General features: G+C 56.6%; 25 protein-coding genes and 1 pseudogene. 17 read left to right on the top strand and 9 right to left on the bottom strand.

Annotated elements, in window-relative coordinates; all coding sequences use genetic code 11:
• Window positions 1–125 precede the first annotated feature (125 nt).
• A complete protein-coding gene (yedD, locus tag ACOTX3_RS16885) occupies window positions 126–539 on the bottom strand; it encodes a lipoprotein YedD (protein WP_013096004.1) in 414 nt (137 codons plus the stop codon).
• A gap of 75 nt (window positions 540–614) precedes the next feature.
• On the bottom strand, window positions 615–929 hold the full coding sequence (gene fliE / locus ACOTX3_RS16880; RefSeq protein WP_013097729.1) for a flagellar hook-basal body complex protein FliE: 315 nt from the start codon (window positions 927–929) through the stop codon (window positions 615–617).
• A gap of 228 nt (window positions 930–1157) precedes the next feature.
• Between fliE and fliF the strand changes: the two genes are divergently transcribed.
• The 14 genes and pseudogenes from fliF (at window position 1158) to rcsA (ending at window position 12700) form a co-directional block, all read left to right on the top strand.
• The gene (fliF, locus tag ACOTX3_RS16875) at window positions 1158–2837 is read left to right on the top strand and encodes a flagellar basal-body MS-ring/collar protein FliF (RefSeq protein ID WP_058679631.1); all 1680 of its coding nucleotides are present in this window, start codon (window positions 1158–1160) and stop codon (window positions 2835–2837) included.
• Window positions 2830–3828: a flagellar motor switch protein FliG gene (fliG, locus tag ACOTX3_RS16870; protein WP_008500327.1), complete on the top strand. Its 999-nt coding sequence runs from the start codon at window positions 2830–2832 to the stop codon at window positions 3826–3828. Before fliF ends, fliG begins: the two co-directional genes overlap by 8 nt.
• Window positions 3821–4531, top strand: coding sequence for a flagellar assembly protein FliH (fliH, locus tag ACOTX3_RS16865; RefSeq protein ID WP_013097731.1), 711 nt, complete (start codon window positions 3821–3823; stop codon window positions 4529–4531). Before fliG ends, fliH begins: the two co-directional genes overlap by 8 nt.
• Window positions 4531–5901: a flagellar protein export ATPase FliI gene (gene fliI / locus ACOTX3_RS16860; RefSeq protein ID WP_013097732.1), complete on the top strand. Its 1371-nt coding sequence runs from the start codon at window positions 4531–4533 to the stop codon at window positions 5899–5901. The genes fliH and fliI overlap by 1 nt, the downstream gene beginning before the upstream one ends.
• Before the next feature lie 21 nt (window positions 5902–5922).
• Entirely contained in the window at window positions 5923–6366 is a 444-nt protein-coding gene (gene fliJ / locus ACOTX3_RS16855) for a flagellar export protein FliJ (protein WP_013097733.1), read from the top strand.
• Window positions 6363–7598, top strand: coding sequence for a flagellar hook length control protein FliK (fliK, locus tag ACOTX3_RS16850; RefSeq protein WP_058679632.1), 1236 nt, complete (start codon window positions 6363–6365; stop codon window positions 7596–7598). Before fliJ ends, fliK begins: the two co-directional genes overlap by 4 nt.
• A 106-nt stretch (window positions 7599–7704) precedes the next feature.
• Window positions 7705–8175, top strand: a complete 471-nt coding sequence (gene fliL / locus ACOTX3_RS16845; protein WP_014832480.1) for a flagellar basal body-associated protein FliL — start codon at window positions 7705–7707, stop codon at window positions 8173–8175.
• Between the two features lie 4 nt (window positions 8176–8179).
• Window positions 8180–9184, top strand: a complete 1005-nt coding sequence (fliM, locus tag ACOTX3_RS16840) for a flagellar motor switch protein FliM (RefSeq protein ID WP_013097736.1) — start codon at window positions 8180–8182, stop codon at window positions 9182–9184.
• A complete protein-coding gene (gene fliN, locus ACOTX3_RS16835) occupies window positions 9181–9594 on the top strand; it encodes a flagellar motor switch protein FliN (protein WP_008500318.1) in 414 nt (137 codons plus the stop codon). The genes fliM and fliN overlap by 4 nt, the downstream gene beginning before the upstream one ends.
• A 2-nt stretch (window positions 9595–9596) precedes the next feature.
• Window positions 9597–9971, top strand: a complete 375-nt coding sequence (gene fliO / locus ACOTX3_RS16830; protein ID WP_045292535.1) for a flagellar biosynthetic protein FliO — start codon at window positions 9597–9599, stop codon at window positions 9969–9971.
• On the top strand, window positions 9971–10708 hold the full coding sequence (gene fliP / locus ACOTX3_RS16825) for a flagellar type III secretion system pore protein FliP (protein WP_013097738.1): 738 nt from the start codon (window positions 9971–9973) through the stop codon (window positions 10706–10708). Before fliO ends, fliP begins: the two co-directional genes overlap by 1 nt.
• A 10-nt stretch (window positions 10709–10718) precedes the next feature.
• Window positions 10719–10988 carry a flagellar biosynthesis protein FliQ gene (gene fliQ, locus ACOTX3_RS16820; RefSeq protein ID WP_008500315.1) on the top strand — a complete coding sequence of 90 codons (270 nt, stop codon included), beginning with the start codon at window positions 10719–10721 and terminating at the stop codon, window positions 10986–10988.
• 7 nt (window positions 10989–10995) lie between these two features.
• Window positions 10996–11797 (top strand): annotated as a pseudogene (gene fliR, locus ACOTX3_RS16815) (flagellar biosynthetic protein FliR).
• Window positions 11798–12076: 279 nt separating this feature from the next.
• Window positions 12077–12700: a transcriptional regulator RcsA gene (gene rcsA, locus ACOTX3_RS16810; protein ID WP_013097740.1), complete on the top strand. Its 624-nt coding sequence runs from the start codon at window positions 12077–12079 to the stop codon at window positions 12698–12700.
• Between the two features lie 88 nt (window positions 12701–12788).
• Here the strand turns inward: rcsA and dsrB are convergent, their stop codons facing one another.
• Window positions 12789–12977, bottom strand: coding sequence for a protein DsrB (gene dsrB, locus ACOTX3_RS16805; RefSeq protein WP_058679634.1), 189 nt, complete (start codon window positions 12975–12977; stop codon window positions 12789–12791).
• A gap of 128 nt (window positions 12978–13105) precedes the next feature.
• Here dsrB and yodD point away from each other — a divergent pair, with 128 nt between their 5' ends.
• Together yodD and ACOTX3_RS16795 are read left to right on the top strand one after the other, a co-directional pair.
• Window positions 13106–13333: a YodD family peroxide/acid resistance protein gene (yodD, locus tag ACOTX3_RS16800; RefSeq protein WP_013097742.1), complete on the top strand. Its 228-nt coding sequence runs from the start codon at window positions 13106–13108 to the stop codon at window positions 13331–13333.
• Between the two features lie 270 nt (window positions 13334–13603).
• Window positions 13604–14434 carry a mannosyl-3-phosphoglycerate phosphatase-related protein gene (locus tag ACOTX3_RS16795; RefSeq protein ID WP_058679635.1) on the top strand — a complete coding sequence of 277 codons (831 nt, stop codon included), beginning with the start codon at window positions 13604–13606 and terminating at the stop codon, window positions 14432–14434.
• Here the strand turns inward: ACOTX3_RS16795 and dgcQ are convergent.
• The 3 genes from dgcQ to ACOTX3_RS16780 all read right to left on the bottom strand — a co-directional run bounded on the left by dgcQ (window position 14419) and on the right by ACOTX3_RS16780 (window position 17374).
• A complete protein-coding gene (dgcQ, locus tag ACOTX3_RS16790; protein WP_058679636.1) occupies window positions 14419–16119 on the bottom strand; it encodes a cellulose biosynthesis regulator diguanylate cyclase DgcQ in 1701 nt (566 codons plus the stop codon). The genes ACOTX3_RS16795 and dgcQ overlap by 16 nt on opposite strands.
• Before the next feature lie 73 nt (window positions 16120–16192).
• Entirely contained in the window at window positions 16193–16375 is a 183-nt protein-coding gene (locus tag ACOTX3_RS16785; protein WP_013097745.1) for a YodC family protein, read from the bottom strand.
• 78 nt (window positions 16376–16453) lie between these two features.
• Window positions 16454–17374 carry a DUF808 domain-containing protein gene (locus ACOTX3_RS16780; protein WP_176601172.1) on the bottom strand — a complete coding sequence of 307 codons (921 nt, stop codon included), beginning with the start codon at window positions 17372–17374 and terminating at the stop codon, window positions 16454–16456.
• Between the two features lie 169 nt (window positions 17375–17543).
• Between ACOTX3_RS16780 and yedA the strand changes: the two genes are divergently transcribed.
• Entirely contained in the window at window positions 17544–18458 is a 915-nt protein-coding gene (yedA, locus tag ACOTX3_RS16775) for a drug/metabolite exporter YedA (RefSeq protein WP_038419986.1), read from the top strand.
• Here the strand turns inward: yedA and ACOTX3_RS16770 are convergent.
• The 3 genes from ACOTX3_RS16770 to ACOTX3_RS16760 form a co-directional block, all read right to left on the bottom strand.
• Entirely contained in the window at window positions 18418–18921 is a 504-nt protein-coding gene (locus ACOTX3_RS16770; RefSeq protein WP_023619809.1) for a very short patch repair endonuclease, read from the bottom strand. The two genes, yedA and ACOTX3_RS16770, sit on opposite strands and share 41 nt — an antisense overlap.
• Window positions 18902–20317 carry a DNA cytosine methyltransferase gene (locus ACOTX3_RS16765; protein WP_058679637.1) on the bottom strand — a complete coding sequence of 472 codons (1416 nt, stop codon included), beginning with the start codon at window positions 20315–20317 and terminating at the stop codon, window positions 18902–18904. Before ACOTX3_RS16765 ends, ACOTX3_RS16770 begins: the two co-directional genes overlap by 20 nt.
• Before the next feature lie 61 nt (window positions 20318–20378).
• Window positions 20379–21080: a phosphohydrolase gene (locus tag ACOTX3_RS16760; RefSeq protein WP_058679638.1), complete on the bottom strand. Its 702-nt coding sequence runs from the start codon at window positions 21078–21080 to the stop codon at window positions 20379–20381.
• Window positions 21081–21082 lie beyond the last annotated feature (2 nt).

Below are 21082 nucleotides of genomic sequence, written 5' to 3'. Positions count from 1 at the left end.
CTGAAGAAAAAGTCGATCACCATGGGTAAAGGATGTTAAAAAGTGTTCACCATGTCCCCGAACACCTGTCAACCATGTCCCCGGACTGTACACCCACAGGGAGAGGGTGCAAACACCAAAAACGGCTACGGTAGCTTACTTTCCAGCGGATTTTTGCTCAGGTAATCGGCACATTCAACCGTTGGGCGATCGACCTTCTGCAGCTCCATGCCATCATACTCCAGCACCGAGCCATCGCGCTCCAGCGGGTAGATATCCAGCTTGCTGGTTACGTTGTAATAGCTGTCTGAACGCAGCATGATTTTACCCGGCACGGCAATTACGCGCTGCCATTGACGGCAGTCCAGCGTATCGCCCTCCTCCGTCACCACCAGCGTGGCAATCGCCTCCGGGCTGACCATTTTGCTCTGCGGCCCTTTTGACTGCCAGTATCCCGCCAGATGTGCCGGAACAGGATGTTTAATCACATCCTTGTAGCTATCTACCTGTACGCACCCGGTGAGTGCCAGCAGCGCGCCAGCAATTGCTATTTTTTTCATCATCTTTCCTGCATTCGAAGAAAAAAATATTGTGGCATTAAAGCGCTAAGGCTGCCAGCGAAGATCGTCCAGGTCTTAGACCTGCATCCCCATCACTTCCTGATACGCAGACACCAGCTTATTACGCACCTGGATCCCCATCTGCAGAGAGACCGAGGCTTTTTGCAAATCGGTCATCACATCGTTCAGCGCCACGCCAGGTTCACCGAGGGTGAACTTCTCGGCCTGGGTACGCGCGGCGGTCTGGGTATCGCTGATACGGTCGAGCGCAGCATGCAGTTGCCCGGCAAAGCTGATGGTCGGCTGCTGTTCTGCCACATTCTGATTACGGGCCGTCATCGCGGTTGCCTGCAGCTGACTGATAACCCCTTCAATACCCTGTATAGCCATGACTCTCCCCTGGATGGTTTTTTACGCGGTCAAGACTAACAGCTTGTCAATAAGATAATGGCGGTAAATAGCGATAAAAAACCAGGTTATTTGGCCCATAGAAAATCACGAATCATCAAATAATGGCTGGGCCATCAATATGGAACTTTTGTCGTGTTTGCCGACCCGGGAGTCAGTTTTGTTTCTCTACACGAATAACGTAAACCACCAGGATTTAAGAGGTGCGCAATGAGTGCAGCAGCATCGACAGCGCCGCAGAATAAATCACTCGAGTGGATGAACCGCCTTCGCGCGAATCCTAAAATCCCGTTGATCGTGGCAGGCGCTGCCGCAATTGCGATCCTTGTAGCGATGGTGTTGTGGGCGAAAAGTCCTGATTACCGCACGCTTTACAGCAACCTTTCCGATCAGGATGGCGGCGCCATCGTCACCCAACTGACTCAAATGAACATCCCTTATCGCTTCGCCGATAACGGGGGTGCGCTTGAGGTACCGGCAGATAAAGTCCATGAACTCCGTCTACGTCTGGCGCAGCAGGGCCTGCCGAAGGGCGGCGCGGTGGGTTTTGAACTGCTGGATCAGGAAAAGTTCGGTATCAGCCAGTTCAGCGAGCAGGTGAACTACCAGCGTGCGCTGGAAGGTGAGCTGGCCCGCACGATTGAAACATTAGGCCCGGTGAAGAGCGCCCGCGTGCACCTTGCCATGCCTAAACCGTCCCTGTTTGTCCGCGAACAGAAATCCCCGTCGGCTTCCGTCACAGTCAACCTTGAACCCGGCCGGGCGCTGGATGAAGGGCAAATCAGCGCGGTTACACATTTAGTTTCCAGCGCCGTCGCCGGTTTACCGCCGGGTAACGTCACGCTGGTTGACCAGAGTGGTCACCTGCTGACCCAAAGCAATACCGCCGGGCGCGATCTGAATGACGCGCAGCTGAAATATGCCGCCGATGTGGAAGCGCGCCTCCAGCGCCGCATCGAAGCGATCCTCGGCCCGGTTGTGGGTAACAGCAACGTCCATGCCCAGGTTACCGCGCAGATCGACTTCTCTAATAAAGAACAGACCGAAGAGCAGTACCGCCCGAACGGCGATCCGGCTCAGGCAGTGATGCGCTCTCGCCAGGTTAACGAAAACGAACAGGTTGGCGGTGCATACCCAGGCGGCGTGCCGGGCGCACTCTCTAACCAGCCTGCCCCGGCTAACGCGGCCCCTATTTCCACGCCGCCGGCTAATCAGCAGAACGGTCAGCAAAATCAGCAGACCACAACCTCGACGGCCAGCAATGCCGGTCCACGTACCAGCAGCCGTAACGAAACCACCAACTATGAAGTGGATCGGACTATCCGCCACACAAAACTGAACGTGGGTGATATTCAGCGTCTGTCGGTGGCCGTCGTGGTGAACTACAAAACGCTGCCGAATGGCAAACCGCTGCCGCTGACGGCAGAGCAGATGAAGCAGATCGAAGACCTGACCCGTGAAGCGATGGGTTACTCCGAGAAGCGTGGCGATAGCCTCAACGTGGTGAATTCACCGTTTAACCCGGTAGATGAGACCGGCGGTGAGCTGCCGTTCTGGCAACAGCAGGCGTTTATCGATCAGCTGATGTCTGCAGGACGCTGGCTGCTGGTGCTGATTGTCGCCTGGCTGCTGTGGCGTAAGGGCGTTCGTCCTCAGTTGCAGCGTCGTGCAGAAGCCGAGAAAGCGGCTCGCGAACAGATGAACGCGCGTCAGGAAATGGAAGAAGCGGTTGAAGTCCGCCTCAGCAAAGACGAACAGATGCAGCAGCGTCGTGCTAACCAGCGCATGGGTGCTGAGGTCATGAGCCAGCGCATTCGCGAAATGTCAGATAACGATCCGCGCGTCGTGGCGCTGGTCATCCGCCAGTGGATGGGTAACGAACATGAGTAATACGCTTACGGGCACCGATAAAAGCGTCATCCTGCTGATGACCATTGGCGAAGATCGTGCGGCAGAGGTGTTTAAACACCTCTCCCAGCGAGAAGTACAAATTCTGAGTGCGGCCATGGCCAACGTGCGTCAGATCTCCAACAAACAGCTGACCGAAGTGTTGTCGGAGTTTGAGCAAGAAGCCGAACAGTTTGCAGCGCTCAACGTCAACGCCAACGACTATCTGCGCTCCGTGCTGGTCAAGGCGCTGGGCGAAGAGCGTGCCGCCAGCCTGCTGGAGGACATTCTCGAAACGCGCGATACCGCCAGCGGGATCGAAACGCTCAACTTTATGGAGCCGCAGAGTGCCGCAGACCTTATTCGCGACGAGCACCCGCAGATTATCGCCACCATCCTGGTTCACCTCAAACGTGGTCAGGCGGCCGATATTCTGGCGCTGTTCGAAGAGCGCCTGCGTCACGATGTGATGCTGCGTATCGCCACCTTCGGCGGTGTCCAGCCAGCGGCGCTGGCGGAGCTGACCGAAGTGCTGAACAACCTGCTCGACGGCCAGAACCTCAAGCGCAGCAAAATGGGCGGCGTGAGAACGGCGGCGGAAATCATCAACCTGATGAAAACGCAGCAGGAAGAAGCCGTTATTACGGCGGTTCGCGAATTCGACGGCGAGCTGGCGCAGAAAATTATCGACGAGATGTTCCTGTTCGAAAACCTGGTCGAAGTGGACGACCGCAGCATCCAGCGCCTGCTCCAGGAAGTGGACTCCGAGTCGCTGCTTATCGCCCTCAAAGGTGCCGAACAGCCGCTGCGCGAGAAGTTCCTGCGCAACATGTCCCAGCGTGCGGCAGATATCCTGCGCGACGACCTTGCCAACCGTGGCCCGGTGCGTCTGTCTCAGGTGGAAAACGAACAGAAAGCGATCCTGCTCATCGTTCGTCGTCTGGCAGAAACCGGCGAGATGGTAATTGGCAGCGGAGACGACACCTATGTCTAATGAGCTACCGTGGAAGCGCTGGACGCCTGACGATCTGGCCCCTGCCCTCTCTGAATTCACCCCGGCTGTCGTAGCGTCGCCCGAGGAGGGCGACACCGACGTCGAGGCGCCTGAACTGAGCGAAGAAGAACAGCGCACGCAGATGCTGGCGCAGTTACAAATGCAGGCGCATGAGCAGGGTTTTAATGCGGGTCTGAATGAAGGCCGACAGAAAGGCCATGACCAGGGTTATCAGGAAGGTCTGGCGAAAGGGTTAGAACAGGGTATTGAGCAGGCGCGCCAGCAGCAGGCGCCTCTCCATGCCCGTATGCAGCAGCTGGTCAGCGAGTTCCAGCACACCCTGGATGCGCTGGACAGCGTGATTGCTTCCCGGTTGATGCAGATGGCGCTGGAAGCGGCCCGTCAGGTAATTGGCCAGACCCCGGCGGTCGATAATTCAGCGCTGATCAAACAAATTCAGGGCCTGCTGCAGCAAGAGCCGTTGTTCAGCGGGAAACCGCAACTGCGCGTTCATCCGGACGATCTCCAGCGCGTGGAAGAGAGTCTCGGTGCCACGCTGAGCCTGCACGGCTGGCGTCTGCGCGGTGACCCGTCGTTACATCACGGCGGATGCAAAGTCTCCGCCGATGAAGGCGATCTGGATGCCAGCGTCGCCACCCGCTGGCAGGAACTGTGCCGCCTGGCGGCTCCGGGAGTCGTCTGATGACCGCACGCCTCACTCGCTGGCTCAACACGCTCGATAACTTTGAAACGAAGATGGCGCAACTGCCATCTGTTCGTCGTTATGGGCGCCTGACCCGCGCCACCGGTCTGGTGCTGGAAGCCACCGGCCTGCAGTTGCCTTTGGGGGCCACCTGCGTGATCGAGCGTCAGGATGGGCAGGAAACGCGAGAAGTGGAAAGCGAAGTGGTGGGCTTTAACGGCCAGCGTCTTTTCCTGATGCCGCTTGAAGAGGTGGAAGGCATTCTGCCCGGCGCGCGCGTCTATGCGAAAAACATCATCGGCGATGGTCTGCAAAGCGGTAAGCAGCTCCCGCTCGGCCCTGCCCTGCTGGGCCGCGTGCTGGACGGCAGCGGTAAACCGCTCGACGGCCTGCCCGCCCCGGACACCACCGAAACCGGCGCGCTGATCACCCAACCGTTTAACCCCCTGCAGCGTACCCCGATCGAACATGTTCTTGATACCGGTGTGCGCCCGATCAACGCCCTGCTGACCGTCGGTCGCGGCCAGCGTATGGGGCTGTTCGCCGGTTCAGGGGTGGGTAAATCGGTCCTGCTCGGCATGATGGCCCGTTACACCCAGGCCGATGTGATCGTCGTGGGGCTAATCGGTGAACGTGGCCGCGAAGTTAAAGACTTCATTGAAAACATTCTGGGCGCGGAAGGCCGCGCCCGTTCGGTGGTCATCGCCGCCCCGGCGGATGTCTCTCCGTTGCTGCGTATGCAGGGTGCCGCGTATGCCACCCGCATCGCCGAAGATTTCCGTGACCGCGGCCAGCACGTGCTGCTGATCATGGACTCTCTAACCCGTTACGCGATGGCGCAGCGTGAAATCGCGCTGGCCATCGGTGAGCCACCGGCCACCAAAGGCTATCCGCCGTCGGTCTTTGCCAAACTCCCGGCGCTGGTTGAACGCGCAGGGAACGGCATTAGCGGCGGTGGCTCCATTACCGCGTTTTATACGGTGCTGACCGAAGGCGACGACCAGCAGGACCCGATTGCCGACTCTGCGCGTGCGATCCTCGACGGTCATATTGTGTTATCGCGTCGCCTGGCCGAAGCCGGACACTATCCGGCCATTGATATTGAAGCATCCATCAGCCGCGCAATGACGGCACTGATTACCGAGAAGCACTACGCCCGCGTGCGTAACTTCAAACAACTGCTCTCCAGCTTCCAGCGCAACCGCGACCTGGTGAGCGTGGGAGCGTATGCCAAAGGTAGCGATCCCATGCTCGACAAAGCGATTAGCCTGTGGCCGCAGCTGGAGGCATTTTTGCAACAAGGCATATTTGAACGTGCCGACTGGGAAGATTCGATTCAGGCTCTGGAGCTGATTTTCCCGCAGGTGTAACACAGGTGGAGGGCGACGATCATGGCGCAAAACAGCGCGTTATCAACGCTGAAAGATCTGGCTGAAAAAGAAGTTGATGATGCCGCATTGCAGCTTGGCGCAATGCGACGCGGGTGCCAGCAGGCTGAAGAGCAGTTGAAGATGTTAATCGACTATCAGCATGAGTATCGCACCAACCTCAATACCGATATGACACAGGGCATTGGAAGCCAGCGCTGGATTAACTATCAGCAGTTTATTCAGACGCTGGAAAAAGCGATAGAACAGCATCGCCAGCAGCTTCAGCAATGGACCCAAAAAGTCGACACCGCGCTGAATTTCTGGCGCGAGAAGAAGCAGCGACTGCAGGCCTGGCAGACCTTACAGGACCGGCAGATTGCCGCGGCGACGCTGGCGGAAAACCGCCAGGATCAGAAAAAAATGGATGAGTTTGCCCAGCGCGCATCAATGAGGAAACCGGAATGATCACACTGCAACAACTGCTGATGACCGACAGCGACCTGTCAGGCGGCATGCAAACGGGGAAAGGCACCGACGGTGCGCAAGACTTTCTTTCTCTGCTGGCGGGCGCGTTAACGGACGCCAGCGGTCAGGGCAAAGATGCGCCGCTGACGCTGGCCGACCTGAAGGCGGCTGGCAGCAAGCTGTCAAAGGTCGCGAAGGACGCCGGGGGAGAGTCCACCCTGCAGGCGAAAATTGCCGATCTGCTCGCGCGTCAATCCACGCAGGCTGGCGATGAAACGGCGCAGACGACGCCGCTACAAACGCTGGTCTCCGGGCTGATGCCTGCCGCTAAGGGCGATGCCCTGAAGACGTTGACCACGGCGAATAGTGCCGATAACAGCAAAACCGAACTGAGCGAAGAAGAGCTGGCGGGCTTAAGCGCGCTGATGGCCATGCTGCCGCACCAGCAGACCTCCACGCCGATCACGGCGAAAGGCGCGGGCAGTGAGGGACTCAAAGCAACGTCAGCCCTGACCGCCACGACGCTTACGCAAAACGGCACGTCTGCACACGCACTGGGCAGCGCCCTGACGGGCAAGGATAACGCGCAGCCGTCTTTCGCCGGGCAGGCGCAAAACGTTGATCCGTCCCTGCCGGCCAACGCACCGGCGACGCCAGCGCTCGCCGTCGCGGCCGAGAAACAGGATCTTGCCAGCGCGTCTTCGTCTTCAACACCAACCGCCACCCTGGCGCCGATTGTCTCCAGCCACGCCACCGCGCAGCCTGCCGCAACCGTTGCCACCGCACCGGTGTTGAGTCAGCCGCTCGGTACCCACGAATGGCAACAGAACCTGAGCCAGCACATCACGCTGTTTGCGAAGCAAGGACAGCAAACCGCAGAGTTGCGCCTGAACCCGGAAGATCTGGGCCAGGTGCACATTTCGCTGAAGCTGGATAATGACCAGGCACAGCTGCAGATGGTCTCTGCGCACGGCCACGTGCGTGCTGCACTGGAAGCCGCCCTGCCGGTACTGCGTACGTCACTGGCGGAAAACGGCATTCAGCTTACGCAGAGTAGCGTCAGCAGCGAGAGCTTTGCCGGGCAGCAGCAGTCTTCATCCCAGCAGCAACAGCAGGCGTCGCGTTCCGGCCAACATGGCGGATTTACTGAAGAGAGCGATGAGTTGCTGCCGACCCCGGCAGCCCTGCAATCCGCTGCGAGCGGCAACCGCGCCGTAGACATCTTCGCCTAAACGCCAGAGGTAGCGTGATTATCCCCGTCTTTTCCACGCTTTGACGTCAGCCGGACACGGGATAATCACCATATTAAGCTGTACCGAAACAGGAAGCTCGTATCAGATGACTGACTCCGCGATCACCAAAAAAAGTAAGCGTTCCATCTGGATCCCGCTGCTGGTGTTAATCACGCTCGCCGCCTGCGCTACCGCGGGCTATAGTTACTGGCGCATGCAGCAGAAACCTTCTACTGCTGCGGCCAAAGCCGAACTGCCACCTCCGCCGGCACCGGTGTTCTTCCCGCTGGATACCTTCACCGTCAACCTCGGTGATGCGGATCGTGTGCTGTATGTCGGCATCACGCTGCGCCTGAAAGATGAAGCCACCCGTTCCCGACTGAACGATTACCTTCCGGAAGTGCGCAGCCGTCTGCTGCTGCTGTTCTCTCGTCAGGACGCTTCAACGCTTGCCACCGATGAAGGTAAGCAAAAGCTGGTCGACGCTATTAAGCAAACGCTGGCGACCCCGCTGGTGAACGGCCAACCTAAGCAGGAAGTCACTGACGTTCTGTATACAGCCTTTATTCTGCGGTAACGACATGGGCGACAGTATTCTTTCTCAGGCAGAAATCGATGCGCTGCTCAACGGCGACAGCGATAAGAGTGATGATCCGCAACCGGGCATTGGCGGCGATAGCGATATTCGTCCCTATGACCCGAATACCCAGCGTCGCGTGGTACGTGAACGTCTGCAGGCGCTGGAGATCATTAACGAACGTTTTGCACGTCAGTTCCGTATGGGGCTGTTTAACCTGCTGCGTCGTAGCCCGGATATTACGGTCGGTGCGATCCGCATTCAGCCGTATCATGAGTTTGCCCGCAACCTGCCGGTGCCAACCAACCTTAACCTGATCCATCTGAAACCGCTGCGCGGCACAGGTCTGGTGGTGTTTTCCCCAAGCCTGGTGTTTATTGCGGTGGATAACCTGTTCGGCGGCGACGGGCGCTTCCCGACCAAAGTAGAAGGTCGTGAATTCACCCACACCGAACAGCGCGTCATTAACCGCATGCTGAAGCTGGCGCTGGAGTCATACAGCGACGCGTGGAAGGCCATTAACCCGCTGGAAGTGGAGTATGTGCGTTCTGAGATGCAGGTGAAATTTACCAACATCACCACCTCTCCGAACGACATCGTCGTCAACACGCCATTCCACGTGGAGATCGGTAACCTGACCGGCGAGTTCAACATTTGCCTGCCGTTCAGCATGATCGAACCGCTGCGCGAGCTGCTGGTCAACCCGCCGCTGGAGAACTCACGTCATGAAGATCAGAACTGGCGTGAAAACCTGGTGCGCCAGGTCCAGCACTCACAGCTTGAGCTGGTGGCGAGCTTTGCCGATATTCCGCTGCGGTTATCCCAGATCCTGAAATTACAACCCGGTGACGTTTTGCCGATAGAAAAACCCGACCGCATTATTGCCCATGTGGATGGTGTCCCCGTGCTGACAAGTCAGTACGGCACAATTAACGGCCAGTATGCGTTACGCGTTGAGCACTTGATCAACCCGATTTTGAATTCGCTGAATGAGGAACAGCCCAAATGAGTGACATGAACAATCCGTCCGATGAAAACAGCGGAGCACTGGACGATCTGTGGGCTGACGCGTTAAACGAGCAAAAAGCGACCCCGGCCAAAAGTGCAGCGGATGCCGTCTTCCAGCAGTTAGGCGGCGGTGATGTCAGCGGTACACTGCAGGACATCGACCTGATTATGGATATCCCGGTTAAGCTGACCGTTGAGCTGGGCCGCACCCGCATGACCATTAAAGAGCTGCTGCGTCTGACGCAGGGTTCCGTCGTGGCCCTCGACGGTCTGGCCGGTGAGCCGCTGGATATCCTGATCAACGGGTATCTGATTGCTCAGGGTGAAGTGGTGGTCGTGGCCGATAAATACGGCGTGCGTATCACCGACATCATTACCCCGTCTGAGCGCATGCGTCGTCTGAGCCGTTAAGAATGAAAACCCAGGCAACAGTATCACAACCTTCCGCCGTTCCCGGCTCACCGCTGCTCCAGGTGAGCGGTGCGTTGCTCGGTATTATTGCCTTTATTCTTATCGCCGCCTGGCTGGCGAAGCGTTTTGGCCTGGCGGGTAAAACCGCCGGGACGCGCGGTCTGAAGGTCAGCGCCAGTACAACACTGGGGCCACGCGAGCGCGTGGTCATCGTAGACGTTGAGGACGCTCGGCTGGTGCTGGGCGTCACCGCGTCAAACGTCAACGTTTTACATAAACTGCCGCCCGCCCCTGCTATCAGTGATGAGCGTGCAGAACCCCCTGCGGATTTCCAGTCCGTCATGAAGAGTTTGCTTAAGCGTTCCGGGAGATCCTGATGCGCCGTTTGTTATCCCTGACGCTCGCGGGCGTTGGCCTGTTTGCTCCTGCGGTTTATGCGCAACTGCCCGGTCTGGTTTCAACCCCTCTGGCGGGCGGCGGACAAAGCTGGTCGCTCCCGGTTCAGACGCTGGTGTTCATCACCTCGCTGACCTTTATTCCGGCGATCCTGCTGATGATGACCAGCTTTACCCGCATCATCATTGTCTTTGGCCTGCTGCGAAACGCGCTGGGTACCCCTTCCGCGCCGCCGAACCAGGTGCTGCTGGGCCTGGCCCTGTTTTTAACCTTTTTTATTATGTCGCCGGTTATCGATAAGATTTATACCGACGCCTACCAGCCGTTCAGTGAAGATAAAATCTCCATGCAGGAGGCGCTGGAGAAAGGCGCTCAGCCGCTGCGTGAATTCATGCTGCGCCAGACGCGCGAAGCGGATCTGGCCCTCTTTGCCCGCCTTTCCAACACCGGGGAGCTGCAGGGCCCGGAAGCCGTGCCGATGCGCATACTGCTGCCTGCGTACGTCACCAGCGAGCTGAAAACCGCCTTCCAGATTGGCTTTACCATCTTTATTCCGTTCCTGATTATCGACCTGGTGATCGCCAGCGTACTGATGGCGCTCGGTATGATGATGGTACCGCCAGCCACCATTGCCCTGCCCTTTAAGATCATGCTCTTTGTGCTGGTCGACGGCTGGCAGCTGCTGGTCAGTTCGCTGGCGCAGAGTTTCTACAGTTGAGGAGCGCGCAATGACGCCAGAATCGGTCATGATGATGGGCACGGAAGCGATGAAAATCGCAATTGCCGTTGCCGCGCCGCTGCTGCTTGTCGCCCTGGTGACCGGTCTGATCATCAGTATTCTGCAGGCCGCCACGCAGATTAACGAAATGACGCTCTCGTTCATTCCGAAAATCATCGCCGTGTTCGTGGCAATCATTGTTGCCGGGCCGTGGATGCTCAATCTGCTGCTGGACTACATGCGTAACCTGTTTACCAATCTGCCGTACATCATCGGCTGACGCGACGATGCTCCATTTTACCAGCGACCAGTGGATTCAGTGGCTTGGGGTCTATTTCTGGCCCATGCTGCGCATCCTGGCGCTGATCACCACCGCCCCCATCCTGAGCGAGAAAGCGATCCCGAAGCGGGTCAAAGTGGGGCTGGGCATCATCATCACCATCATCGTTGCCCCTTCCCTGCCTCCGGTGAATATCCCGATCTTCTCCGCCAATGCGGTATGGGTGGCGTTGCAGCAAATTCTGATTGGCGTCGCGGTTGGTTTTACCATGCAGCTGGCCTTTGCGGCCGTGCGCACCGCCGGGGAACTGATCGGCCTGCAGATGGGGCTATCGTTCGCCACGTTTGTCGACCCTGGCAGCCACCTCAACATGCCGGTGCTGGCGCGCATTATCGATATGCTGGCGATGCTGCTTTTCCTGTCGTTTAACGGCCATCTGTGGCTCATCTCCATGCTGGTGGATACCTTCCACACGCTGCCCATTGGGGAAAACCCGGTTAACAGCAATGCGTTCCTGGCACTCATCCGCGCCGCAGGGCTGGTGTTCCTCAACGGATTGATGCTGGCGCTGCCGATCATCACCCTGCTCCTGACCGTGAACCTGGCGTTGGGTTTACTTAACCGCATGGCCCCGCAACTGTCGGTGTTCGTCATTGGTTTTCCGCTGACGCTGACGGTGGGAATTTTATTAATGTCATTGCTAATGCCACTTATCGCCCCCTTCTGTGAGCATTTATTCGGCGAGATATTCAACCTCTTAGCGGATATTGTCAGCGAGCTGCCACGTAAATAATAGTCCTCACAGTTGATATTGTCTTTCTGAGGATATTCCTAAAATAAAACACGAAAAACATCTTCCAGGATATATCTGACGCGGTTTAATTGTTTCTAACCACCTCACAATACTTAATATTTACTTTACTTTAAGATGATTCCTGGCAAATTATACGTAACTTTACGGGATAGTGAGTCCGCCTGAAAGTCTTTGTCATGCTCACAGGTTTATTAATTTTTTCCATCCCGTATGGCTGTTTATGAGCTCTCAGGCAGATGGTGAATTATCGTTACGCATTGAGTGAGGGTATGCCATGTCAACGATCATTATGGATTTATGCAGCTACACCCGGCTAGGGTTAACCGGGTATCTGGCAAGCAGAGGGGTAAGAAAGAGAGACATCAACGACGCACACACCGTTGAGGAGCTCGCAGCCGCTTGTGATGAACTCAAACCAGGCGTGGTGTTTATTAATGAGGACTGTTTCATTCACGATCCAGCCAACAGTCAGCACATTAAGCAAATCATTAATCAGCATCCTAAAACCCTGTTTATTGTTTTTATGGCGATCGCAAATATCCATTTCGATGAGTATTTGTTGGTCCGTAAAAATTTATTGATCAGTTCTAAATCGATAAAACCAGAGTCGCTGGATGACATTCTGGGGGATTATTTGAATAAGGAAGTTAAGAATGTAGGAGCGGTTAACTTACCCACCCTATCATTAAGCAGAACTGAATCAAGCATGCTGCGAATGTGGATGGCCGGGCAAGGAACGATTCAAATTTCAGACCAGATGAATATTAAAGCGAAAACCGTTTCGTCACATAAAGGAAATATTAAAAGGAAGATTAAAACCCATAATAAGCAAGTGATCTACCACGTTGTCCGCCTGACCGATAATGTGACGAACGGGATTTTCGTCAACATGCGTTAGTTGCATAAGACCTTGAGTACCCTACACGATCTCTGGCCTGGCCAGAGATTTTTGCTTTTACGGGCGCTGTCGGGCACCCGATGCCGTGTTACTCCGCTTTTTCCACAAAGATGCCATCCGGATGCCCCAGTTCGTTAAAGAACCAGATGCCGAGCGGGTAGTCTTCCAGTGATACCAGATACATTGTACCTTCACTAAACTCTTCAATTGCCAGTACCACCCCCGGGCGGCGCGGTCCACCGTCCGTTTTGACAGTAACCCGATCGTTAATCTTCATACGTTCCTCCTGTGGTTTTGAGCCAGTGTAGAACAAAACGCAAAAACACACATCGCCACGGCGCGCGAATGGCGTTTTTGTGTTCAGTCTATAATCAATGTTGGACACGGTTGAATGAGGACCCCGAAATGAAGACCGATAAAGAGTACAGCGACACCATCAAACGCGAGGTCGAAGTGGATGTCGATGCCCTGTTGGCCGCCATCAATGAGATCAGTGAGTCAGAAGTTCGTCGTACGGATGACAACTCTGACCGGGTCATCGTCAACGGAAGGGATTATCACACCTACCGTGAACTGGCCGAGGCCTTCGAGCTTGATATCCATGACTTTAGCGTGTCTGAAGCGAATCGTTAGGACGAAAAAAATCCCGGTCATGGGGATGGCCGGGATCAAACTTGCTTATGCAAGAAGCACTTGAAAATTCGTTACACCAGGAAATCTGATGTAGCTGAAACACTATCCTCAACGATTTTGCCTGACAAGCATATATTCTCGTGGCGAATATTATATTTTTTAAACGTGAATTTTTGTTATGAGCAGCAAGGTACGTCGAATGCGGGTTTGGCGGGATCGGTTCCGCTCGTTTCCCTTCCGACAGTCCTATTTTTTTAGGAAAATTCTTAGATGAGGCACTATTCGCAATCGGGAGCTGCACGGCCTTCCCTGCAGGACACCCTGCTGGTTTTTTCCGACCTGGATGGTTCGTTGCTGGATATTCATACCTACGCCTGGCAGCCGGCAATGCCCTGGCTGGATAAGCTGCAGGATTTTCAGGTACCGCTCATTCTGTGCAGCAGCAAAACCGCAGCGGAGATGCAGGATATTCAGCAGGATCTGGGCCTCGAGGGGTTACCGTTTATTGCCGAAAACGGCGCGGTCATCCAGCCCGATGTCCGTTGGGAAAAGGCGCAGCGCCATACTATGGGAATGCTTCACCGCGACATTCGCCCGTTCATCGAGCAAATCCGCCTGCAGGCAGGGTATAAATTCACCACCTTTGACGATGTCGATGACCGGGTGATCGGCGAATGGACGGGGCTGAGCCGCTATCGTTCCACGCTTGCGCGTAAACATGAAGCCTCTGTCACGCTCATCTGGCGCGACACCGATGAGAAAATGGTGCAGTTTGAAGAGGAGCTGGCGCAGCGCGGTCTTAAATGCCTGCAGGGTGCCCGCTTCTGGCACATTCTGGACGCCCGCTGCGGAAAGGACGTGGCGGTGAACTGGCTCATTGCGCAGTATCGCGAACAGGAAGGCATCATGCCCACGACGCTCGGGCTGGGCGATGGTCCGAATGATGCGCCCCTGCTCGACAGCGTCGACTTCGCGGTGGTGATCAAGGGCATTAACCGCCAGGGCATCACGCTGCGCGACGATAACCCTGCCCGGGTGTATCACACGCAGCAAGCAGGACCGGCGGGCTGGCATGAAGGGCTGGATCACTTCTTGTCGTGATCGTCCCAGACCACCTGGTTGCGGCCGCGCTGTTTTGCCAGATACAGCCGGGCATCCGCTATCGACTGCAGCTGTTCGAAGTCGTAATTCCCCTTCTCCTGCGCGCAGCTGACCCCCATCGACGCGCTGATACGCAACGTCGTGCTCTTTTTCACCAGGATCTCTTTGCTGTCGATGCGTGAGCGAATGCGTTCCGCCACCGCTCTCGCCTCCTCCAGCCCGATACCCGGCAGGACCACGCAAAACTCTTCCCCGCCCACGCGCCCGGCAACGTCGTTCTTACGCAGGGCGCTGGCAATCAGCCCCGCCGCATGGGACAGCACCTTATCTCCGGCCTGATGGCCGAAGCGGTCGTTAATGCTTTTAAAATAATCGAGATCGATCTGCACCACCGAGAACGGCAGCGACTGCGCCTGACATTGCCCGGCCAGCGCTTTTGCCCGCTCGAACAGCGCCCCACGGTTATGGAGGCGGGTGAGCGGATCGTGCCAGGCCTGCCACTGCAACGAGTGCTGGAGCGTGTACATGTTGCTGACCATCCGGCGGATCACCAGCCAGGAGATCAGCAGCATGGCGGTGAAGAGCGCCCACAGGAGCGCCAGCACGATACTGATGCTGCCGAAGTCGCCTTTTACCCCTTCATGCAGGGTATGCACCCGCAGGATAACCCCGTCAAAATGGTCGAGCCGCTCCCAGCTGACAAAACGGCTGCCGAGCCGGATCCCGCCGCCGGTATTGTTCTCAATAGCATGCGCAATCTGTGCCGTTTCACGCTCATCAAAATGGTTGGCCTCGCTTGTGGACGCTTCAGAAGAGGCAATCATATTGAGCCGGGTATCATACAGCTGATATTCGCCCTCGGCGTGGTCATCCGTCGCGTCGGCCAGCATCCGTTTCATGGTATTGAGAGAAAAATCCATCGCCACCACGCCGTACCAGTAATGGTCAAAATAGATGGGTACGCTGGCGGTGATCATGCGCTCGTTGCCCGTCCAGGTTGACGGCGAGGTGATAAACCACAACACCGCGCGCGCACGGTTGTTACGTTCCGTTTGCTGCGTAAACCAGGGCTGGGTCACCAGATGGTAATAGCGCGGGATAATATCGGCAGTCTGTGTCGCTGTCTCCGTGGAGAGGTAAAACCCGGCGCGGGAGACATAGACCACACGTTCTTCGCTGCGCATGACCGGTGAGGCCAGCCTGAGCAAATAGCCCACTTCAAGCGCAGCAGACACTTCATTATCGAGAAGTTCATCGTCGCGATTAAGCAGCGTGGTCTTTTCAACAAAGGCATCCGATACGCCGTTGATGGGCAGCGTACGTTTTGTATCCACGGCAAGTTGCCAGAAAGGACGAGACCGGTCTGCATTGAAGCGTGTCACCGCTGCACGCAGGACATCAAACGCCAGCGGCGTCTGGAGCGCATCGCGCATGCTCTGGCGAAAAAAAAGCAGTTTGTCCACGCTGAACTGAAGCTGTCTGTCGAGCGACGTGGCCACCGTTTCCAGATGGTTGCGCTGGCTTGAGATATAGGCATCTTCCAGCACCACCACTTCACGCCAGGTGAGGAGGGTCGAAAAAACCAGTACCACCAGAAAACAGAGATTAACAATCGCACCTGGATTGCTACGCTTATGCAGCCATTGCAGAAAAGTTCGTCTTACAACAAAGGTATCACGCTGCACACATACTCCCTGATCGCTTCCTTACACCCGATACTTGATATAAAAACGCCCGGCAAGGCCGGGCGTTAAGTGATTAAGCCTTGTCACGCTTTTGCCGCCCGTCACCCGGCTGAAGCTCATCTTCACGAAACGCTTCCCGCTTGATGCTGTAACCGTCATGCCACCGACACTCCACCATTCCGCTGGAATAGCCGGTGACAATCATACGTGGGCCGCCCTTCTTAGGCTTAACTTCATCACTGACCAAAAAGACCATACCTGCCTCCTGTATCAGGGTGAAACTTTTTCAATTTAGACGAGGAATGGCCTTTTTGCATCCTGGCGCGGGTAACAATTAGTGCGCCGCACCGCGCAGCTTTTCAACCAGCTTCACTGCGGCGACCACGATACTGCCCACAATAAAGCCCAGCACCAGATTAAGCAGCGTAGGCAGAATGGCCGCCACCACGGCGCCCTGCTGTGCAGCAAAATGTTCTATCGCATGGTGCAGCGGCGCAATACCGTGTACCACAATCCCACCGCCGACAAGGAACATCGCCAACGTCCCCACCACGGAAAGACTCTTCATCAACCACGGGGCGAGCACCAGCAGGCTTTTACCGATCCCTTTCGCTACCGCGCTCGATTTCTCTTCCAGCCAGAGGCCAATGTCGTCGAGTTTAACGATAAGCCCCACCAGGCCGTAAACCCCCACCGTCACCAGAATGGCGATCCCGGAGAGGATCAGCACCTGATTCAGCAGCGGCGATTCAGACACGATACCCAGGGTAATAGCCACAATCTCCGCCGACAGAATAAAGTCGGTACGAACGGCGCCCTTGATTTTATCGCGTTCGAAGGTTTTTGGATCCTGCGCAGCCAGTGCTTCCAGACGCTGCTGGCGCATTTCTGGCGTGTCGTGCTTCTTCCTCGCGGCGAAGGAGTGCAGCACCTTCTCTACCCCTTCAAAGCATAAAAATGCGCCGCCAATCATCAGCAGCGGCGTAATCGCCCAGGGGATAAAGGCGCTGATCAGCAGCGCCAGCGGCACCAGGATCACCTTGTTGAGGAATGAGCCTTTCGCCACGCCCCATACTACCGGCAACTCACGGTTAGCCCGCACCCCGCTTACCTGTTGCGCATTTAGCGATAAATCATCCCCCAGAACCCCTGCTGTTTTCTTCGCCGCCAGTTTTCCCATAACGGAAATATCGTCCAGCAAGGTGGCAATATCGTCCAGCAATGTTAATAAGCTACTTCCCGCCAAAATGACTATCCTTCTTTTTTTGCTAATTAAGTGAATAGTATGGAACAAAACCGCACACCCGGAAACAGGCACATTGCGTCAACAAAAATTTCACAGCAACTACACAATTAAAGGGCTCGCCAGCCCGGTAGTTTTGGCGTTTACTATGAGCGAACTTTTTATTTCGTCGTGAGGGACTATGCGTTTTCGGCACTTACTACCGCTCATCGGGGCGCTCTTTTCGCTGTATATCATCTGGGGGTCAACCTACTTCGTCATTCGCATTGGGGTGGAAAGCTGGCCTCCGCTGATGATGGCGGGTATCCGTTTTCTCTCGGCTGGCGTCCTGCTGATGGCCTTCCTGCTGCTGCGCGGACATAAACTCCCCCCGCTGCGCCCGATGCTGAATGCGGCGCTGATTGGCCTGCTGCTGCTGGCCGTGGGCAACGGCTTTGTCACGGTTGCTGAACATCAGAACGTGCCCTCCGGTATCGCGGCGGTAGTGGTCGCCACTGTCCCGCTGTTCACGCTCTGCTTTAGCCGTCTTTTCGGCATTCGCACCCGCAAGCTGGAATGGCTGGGGATTGGAATTGGGCTCGCCGGGATCATTCTGCTCAACAGCGGCGGCAACCTGAGCGGTAACCCGTGGGGGGCCGTGATTATCCTTATCGGATCCATGAGCTGGGCGTTTGGCTCCGTCTACGGTTCGCGTATTGAGCTGCCGTCCGGCATGATGGCGGGCGCTATTGAGATGCTTGCCGCAGGCATTGTGCTGCTGATTGCCTCCACGCTGACGGGGGAAACGCTGACAACCATGCCGGATCTGTCTGGCTTCCTCGCCGTGGGTTATCTGGCGCTGTTTGGCTCCATCATTGCCATTAATGCGTACATGTTCCTCATCCGCAACGTCTCTCCGGCGGTCGCCACCAGCTACGCCTACGTTAACCCGGTCGTGGCCGTGCTGCTGGGAACGGGACTCGGCGGTGAAACGCTGTCGCCGGTTGAATGGCTGGCGCTGGGCGTAATTGTGTTTGCCGTGGTGCTGGTCACGCTGGGGAAATACCTGCTGCCCGCTAAGCCTGAGGTGGTGCCGTGTCAGGTGGAGAAACCGTAAACGGATGAATGCCCTGAGTGTCGATCTGCGCGGTCTGACCGCCGCCGCAGATCCACTCTTCCAGCCGTTCGGTCAGATCCCGATCGTTCAGCTTCAGTCTGCCGCGTAGCGCACACTCCCACACCACCAGCACCCGCCATCCCTGTTCGACAAGCGTGGCGATATCCCGCCGATCGCGCTGGACGTTTTTGCCAATCTTCTCCAGCCAGAAATCGGTGCGCGTCGCCGGGACTTTAAACAGATAGCAGTCGTGACGGTGCCAGAAGCAGCCGTGGGTAAAGATAATGCACTCATAGGCATCAATGACGAAATCAGGACGCCCGGCAAGTGCGGCATCCTGCACCCGAAAGTCAAAGCCTGCCTCAGTCAGTAGCCCGGCGAGGCGTTTCTCAATCGCCGTATCACGCGTACCGATGGCACGCATGTTTTTACTGCGCGTCGCCTTATTGTGCACATCCGTCACTGACGGCCTCACTCTGGCGCAGGGCAACCGCCTGTTTAATGCGTGAGGACAGCAGTTTCGCCACCGCCGCAAAGGCGGGCACCACCACCGAGTTGCCAAACTGTCGGTAGGCCTGCGTATCAGAGACCGGAATGCGGAAGCTGTACCCCTGCGGCGTCTCAAACCCCATCAGCCGCGCGCACTCGCGTGGGGTTAAGCGACGTGGACGATGACGCTGGTTCTCAGGGTTATCAAAGTCTTTCTCGCCCAGCGCTTTGTCCCAGCCACGATCGATCAGGATCTCCGCACCGTCTTTGTAATAGCGCGCGGACAGGGTGCGGGTGACACAGTGCGGATCGTTCGGGTTGACCAGGCCAAAACCAAAACCGTTGCCTTTTGCCTGATGCTTTTTGGCATAGCGATAGAGGTACTTCCACAGCACCGGGGTGAGGATAAATTTCGCGTCGACGGCGGGCTCCAGAAGATCGGCGACGGACAGACGGCGCGCCGGATAGAGCGACGGGATATCCCGCAGGGTAAAATCACCTTTCAGGTTGAGATCGCGGCGGAATCCGACCAGCACAATACGTTCCCGGTGCTGGGGCAGGAAATATTTCCCGTCAATGATTTTCGGATCATCGGCACCCATATTCTGGGAGTCCGCCACGTCGTAGCCCAGCTCATCCAGCGTCTGCATAATAATGCGGAAGGTTTTACCGCCGTCATGACTCTTTAAATTCTTGACGTTTTCCAGCACAAAAATGGCCGGACGGCGGGCATCGATAATACGGGCGACATCAAAAAACAGGGTTCCCTGCGTATCGCAGGCAAAACCGTGGGCACGTCCGAGGGCATTTTTCTTCGATACCCCAGCGAGCGAGAATGGCTGGCACGGGAAGCCCGCCAGCAGTACGTCATGCGCCGGGATGTTCTGGCGAATATGCTCTGCCGCCTCTTCATCGCTCACGCCGCTTTTATGGCTCAGCGTGACATCGCGGATATCCGCGTTGAACTGATGCGCGTCGGGGTCACAATACCAGTTGGCTTTATAGGTGCGGACCGCGTGTTTGTTCCACTCGCTGGTGAAGACGCACTGTCCGCCGATGGCTTCAAATCCGTGTCGAATGCCCCCGATACCGGCAAACAGATCGATAAAGCGGAAGGCATAATGGGGATGGGCGGCGGAAGGACGCGGAAGCAATGTTTGCAGATAACGAAACTCGCCGTCGCTCAGGCGATGCCCTGCCCGCTCGCTGGTGATAAGTCTCTTAATGATTGCCGGGCTCCAGTGACCCTCACCCTGTGCCATGAGCTGGCTGGCGAGGGTTTTGGCATCATAGATATCCAGCAGCTGGCGCAGCAGCGCCTGCACCGTTGCCGTTGATTTCTCAGCCTGCTCAGGTGCGGGCTCACTCACTGATCGATTTTCCTGCATTCTTTTAACCGGACAATAAAGACTGGAAACAGATTACCACAGTTCAACGGTGCAAACTGCGGCGGAAGCGGCTCAGTACCTGGCTATCCAGCCCCAGGCAGTCACCCTGTAATTCGGCACTCAGTTTTGCCATAAACTGGATGAGAAAATCGGCGTTGTGGCGTGCCAGCTCGCGCCCCATTTCTGTTTGCATTGTATCAGGCAGGCGCAGCAGCTTGGTCTGAAAATGGTCGAGGGCAAACGCCCGGTCATCAAGGGTTCGCGCATCAGCAAAGGGATCGCGTGCGTCAAAAAGCGGCACGCCCAGCGCCCCCGAAACGGCAAACACGCGCGCCAGGCCAATCGCCCCTAACGCTTCCAGCCGGTCAGCATCCTGCACAATTTTCGCTTCCAGACTCTGCGGCGCGATCCCGGCGCTGAAGCTGTGCGCCTCAATAGCATGCGCCACGGCGTCATAATGCGCGGGGGGAAAGTCCGGGAAGTCGCGATGCAGGATCTCACGCGTTTTACGCGCTGCCAGCTGGGATGACTGGCCGCGTTCAGGATGGTTTTTCGGCAGGCTGACAATATCATGGAAATAGCATGCGGTCAGGATCACCAGCGGCTCGACCGCCTGGTTAGCCATGATTTTTTGCGCCGTCATCCAGACGCGACGAAAGTGCGAAATATCATGCGCGGTGTCGTCGGTGGTGTGGTTTTCCCCGAGCCAGCGCTCAAAACGTTGCTGCCACTGCGTAAGTTCCATCA

This window comes from Enterobacter cloacae complex sp. IR5384 (genome assembly GCF_049237265.1).
Taxonomy (GTDB): domain Bacteria; phylum Pseudomonadota; class Gammaproteobacteria; order Enterobacterales; family Enterobacteriaceae; genus Enterobacter; species Enterobacter cloacae.
Note: the sequence above shows the minus strand (reverse complement) of the source record. Positions and strands in the feature narration are given on the sequence as shown.

What these genes read in the sequence shown, in the direction of transcription:
- fliK (WP_058679632.1), top strand. Translation starts at nt 6,363, where the DNA reads ATGATCACACTGCAACAACTGCTGATGACCGACAGCGACCTGTCAGGC.
- fliN (WP_008500318.1), top strand. Translation starts at nt 9,181, where the DNA reads ATGAGTGACATGAACAATCCGTCCGATGAAAACAGCGGAGCACTGGAC.
- fliO (WP_045292535.1), top strand. Translation starts at nt 9,597, where the DNA reads ATGAAAACCCAGGCAACAGTATCACAACCTTCCGCCGTTCCCGGCTCA.
- ACOTX3_RS16760 (WP_058679638.1), bottom strand. Translation starts at nt 21,080, where the DNA reads ATGGAACTTACGCAGTGGCAGCAACGTTTTGAGCGCTGGCTCGGGGAA.
- yodD (WP_013097742.1), top strand. Translation starts at nt 13,106, where the DNA reads ATGAAGACCGATAAAGAGTACAGCGACACCATCAAACGCGAGGTCGAA.
- fliE (WP_013097729.1), bottom strand. Translation starts at nt 929, where the DNA reads ATGGCTATACAGGGTATTGAAGGGGTTATCAGTCAGCTGCAGGCAACC.
- fliI (WP_013097732.1), top strand. Translation starts at nt 4,531, where the DNA reads ATGACCGCACGCCTCACTCGCTGGCTCAACACGCTCGATAACTTTGAA.
- fliP (WP_013097738.1), top strand. Translation starts at nt 9,971, where the DNA reads ATGCGCCGTTTGTTATCCCTGACGCTCGCGGGCGTTGGCCTGTTTGCT.
- ACOTX3_RS16785 (WP_013097745.1), bottom strand. Translation starts at nt 16,375, where the DNA reads ATGGTCTTTTTGGTCAGTGATGAAGTTAAGCCTAAGAAGGGCGGCCCA.
- dsrB (WP_058679634.1), bottom strand. Translation starts at nt 12,977, where the DNA reads ATGAAGATTAACGATCGGGTTACTGTCAAAACGGACGGTGGACCGCGC.
- rcsA (WP_013097740.1), top strand. Translation starts at nt 12,077, where the DNA reads ATGTCAACGATCATTATGGATTTATGCAGCTACACCCGGCTAGGGTTA.
- fliH (WP_013097731.1), top strand. Translation starts at nt 3,821, where the DNA reads ATGTCTAATGAGCTACCGTGGAAGCGCTGGACGCCTGACGATCTGGCC.
- yedD (WP_013096004.1), bottom strand. Translation starts at nt 539, where the DNA reads ATGAAAAAAATAGCAATTGCTGGCGCGCTGCTGGCACTCACCGGGTGC.
- fliQ (WP_008500315.1), top strand. Translation starts at nt 10,719, where the DNA reads ATGACGCCAGAATCGGTCATGATGATGGGCACGGAAGCGATGAAAATC.
- fliG (WP_008500327.1), top strand. Translation starts at nt 2,830, where the DNA reads ATGAGTAATACGCTTACGGGCACCGATAAAAGCGTCATCCTGCTGATG.
- yedA (WP_038419986.1), top strand. Translation starts at nt 17,544, where the DNA reads ATGCGTTTTCGGCACTTACTACCGCTCATCGGGGCGCTCTTTTCGCTG.
- fliM (WP_013097736.1), top strand. Translation starts at nt 8,180, where the DNA reads ATGGGCGACAGTATTCTTTCTCAGGCAGAAATCGATGCGCTGCTCAAC.
- fliL (WP_014832480.1), top strand. Translation starts at nt 7,705, where the DNA reads ATGACTGACTCCGCGATCACCAAAAAAAGTAAGCGTTCCATCTGGATC.
- fliF (WP_058679631.1), top strand. Translation starts at nt 1,158, where the DNA reads ATGAGTGCAGCAGCATCGACAGCGCCGCAGAATAAATCACTCGAGTGG.
- fliJ (WP_013097733.1), top strand. Translation starts at nt 5,923, where the DNA reads ATGGCGCAAAACAGCGCGTTATCAACGCTGAAAGATCTGGCTGAAAAA.
- ACOTX3_RS16795 (WP_058679635.1), top strand. Translation starts at nt 13,604, where the DNA reads ATGAGGCACTATTCGCAATCGGGAGCTGCACGGCCTTCCCTGCAGGAC.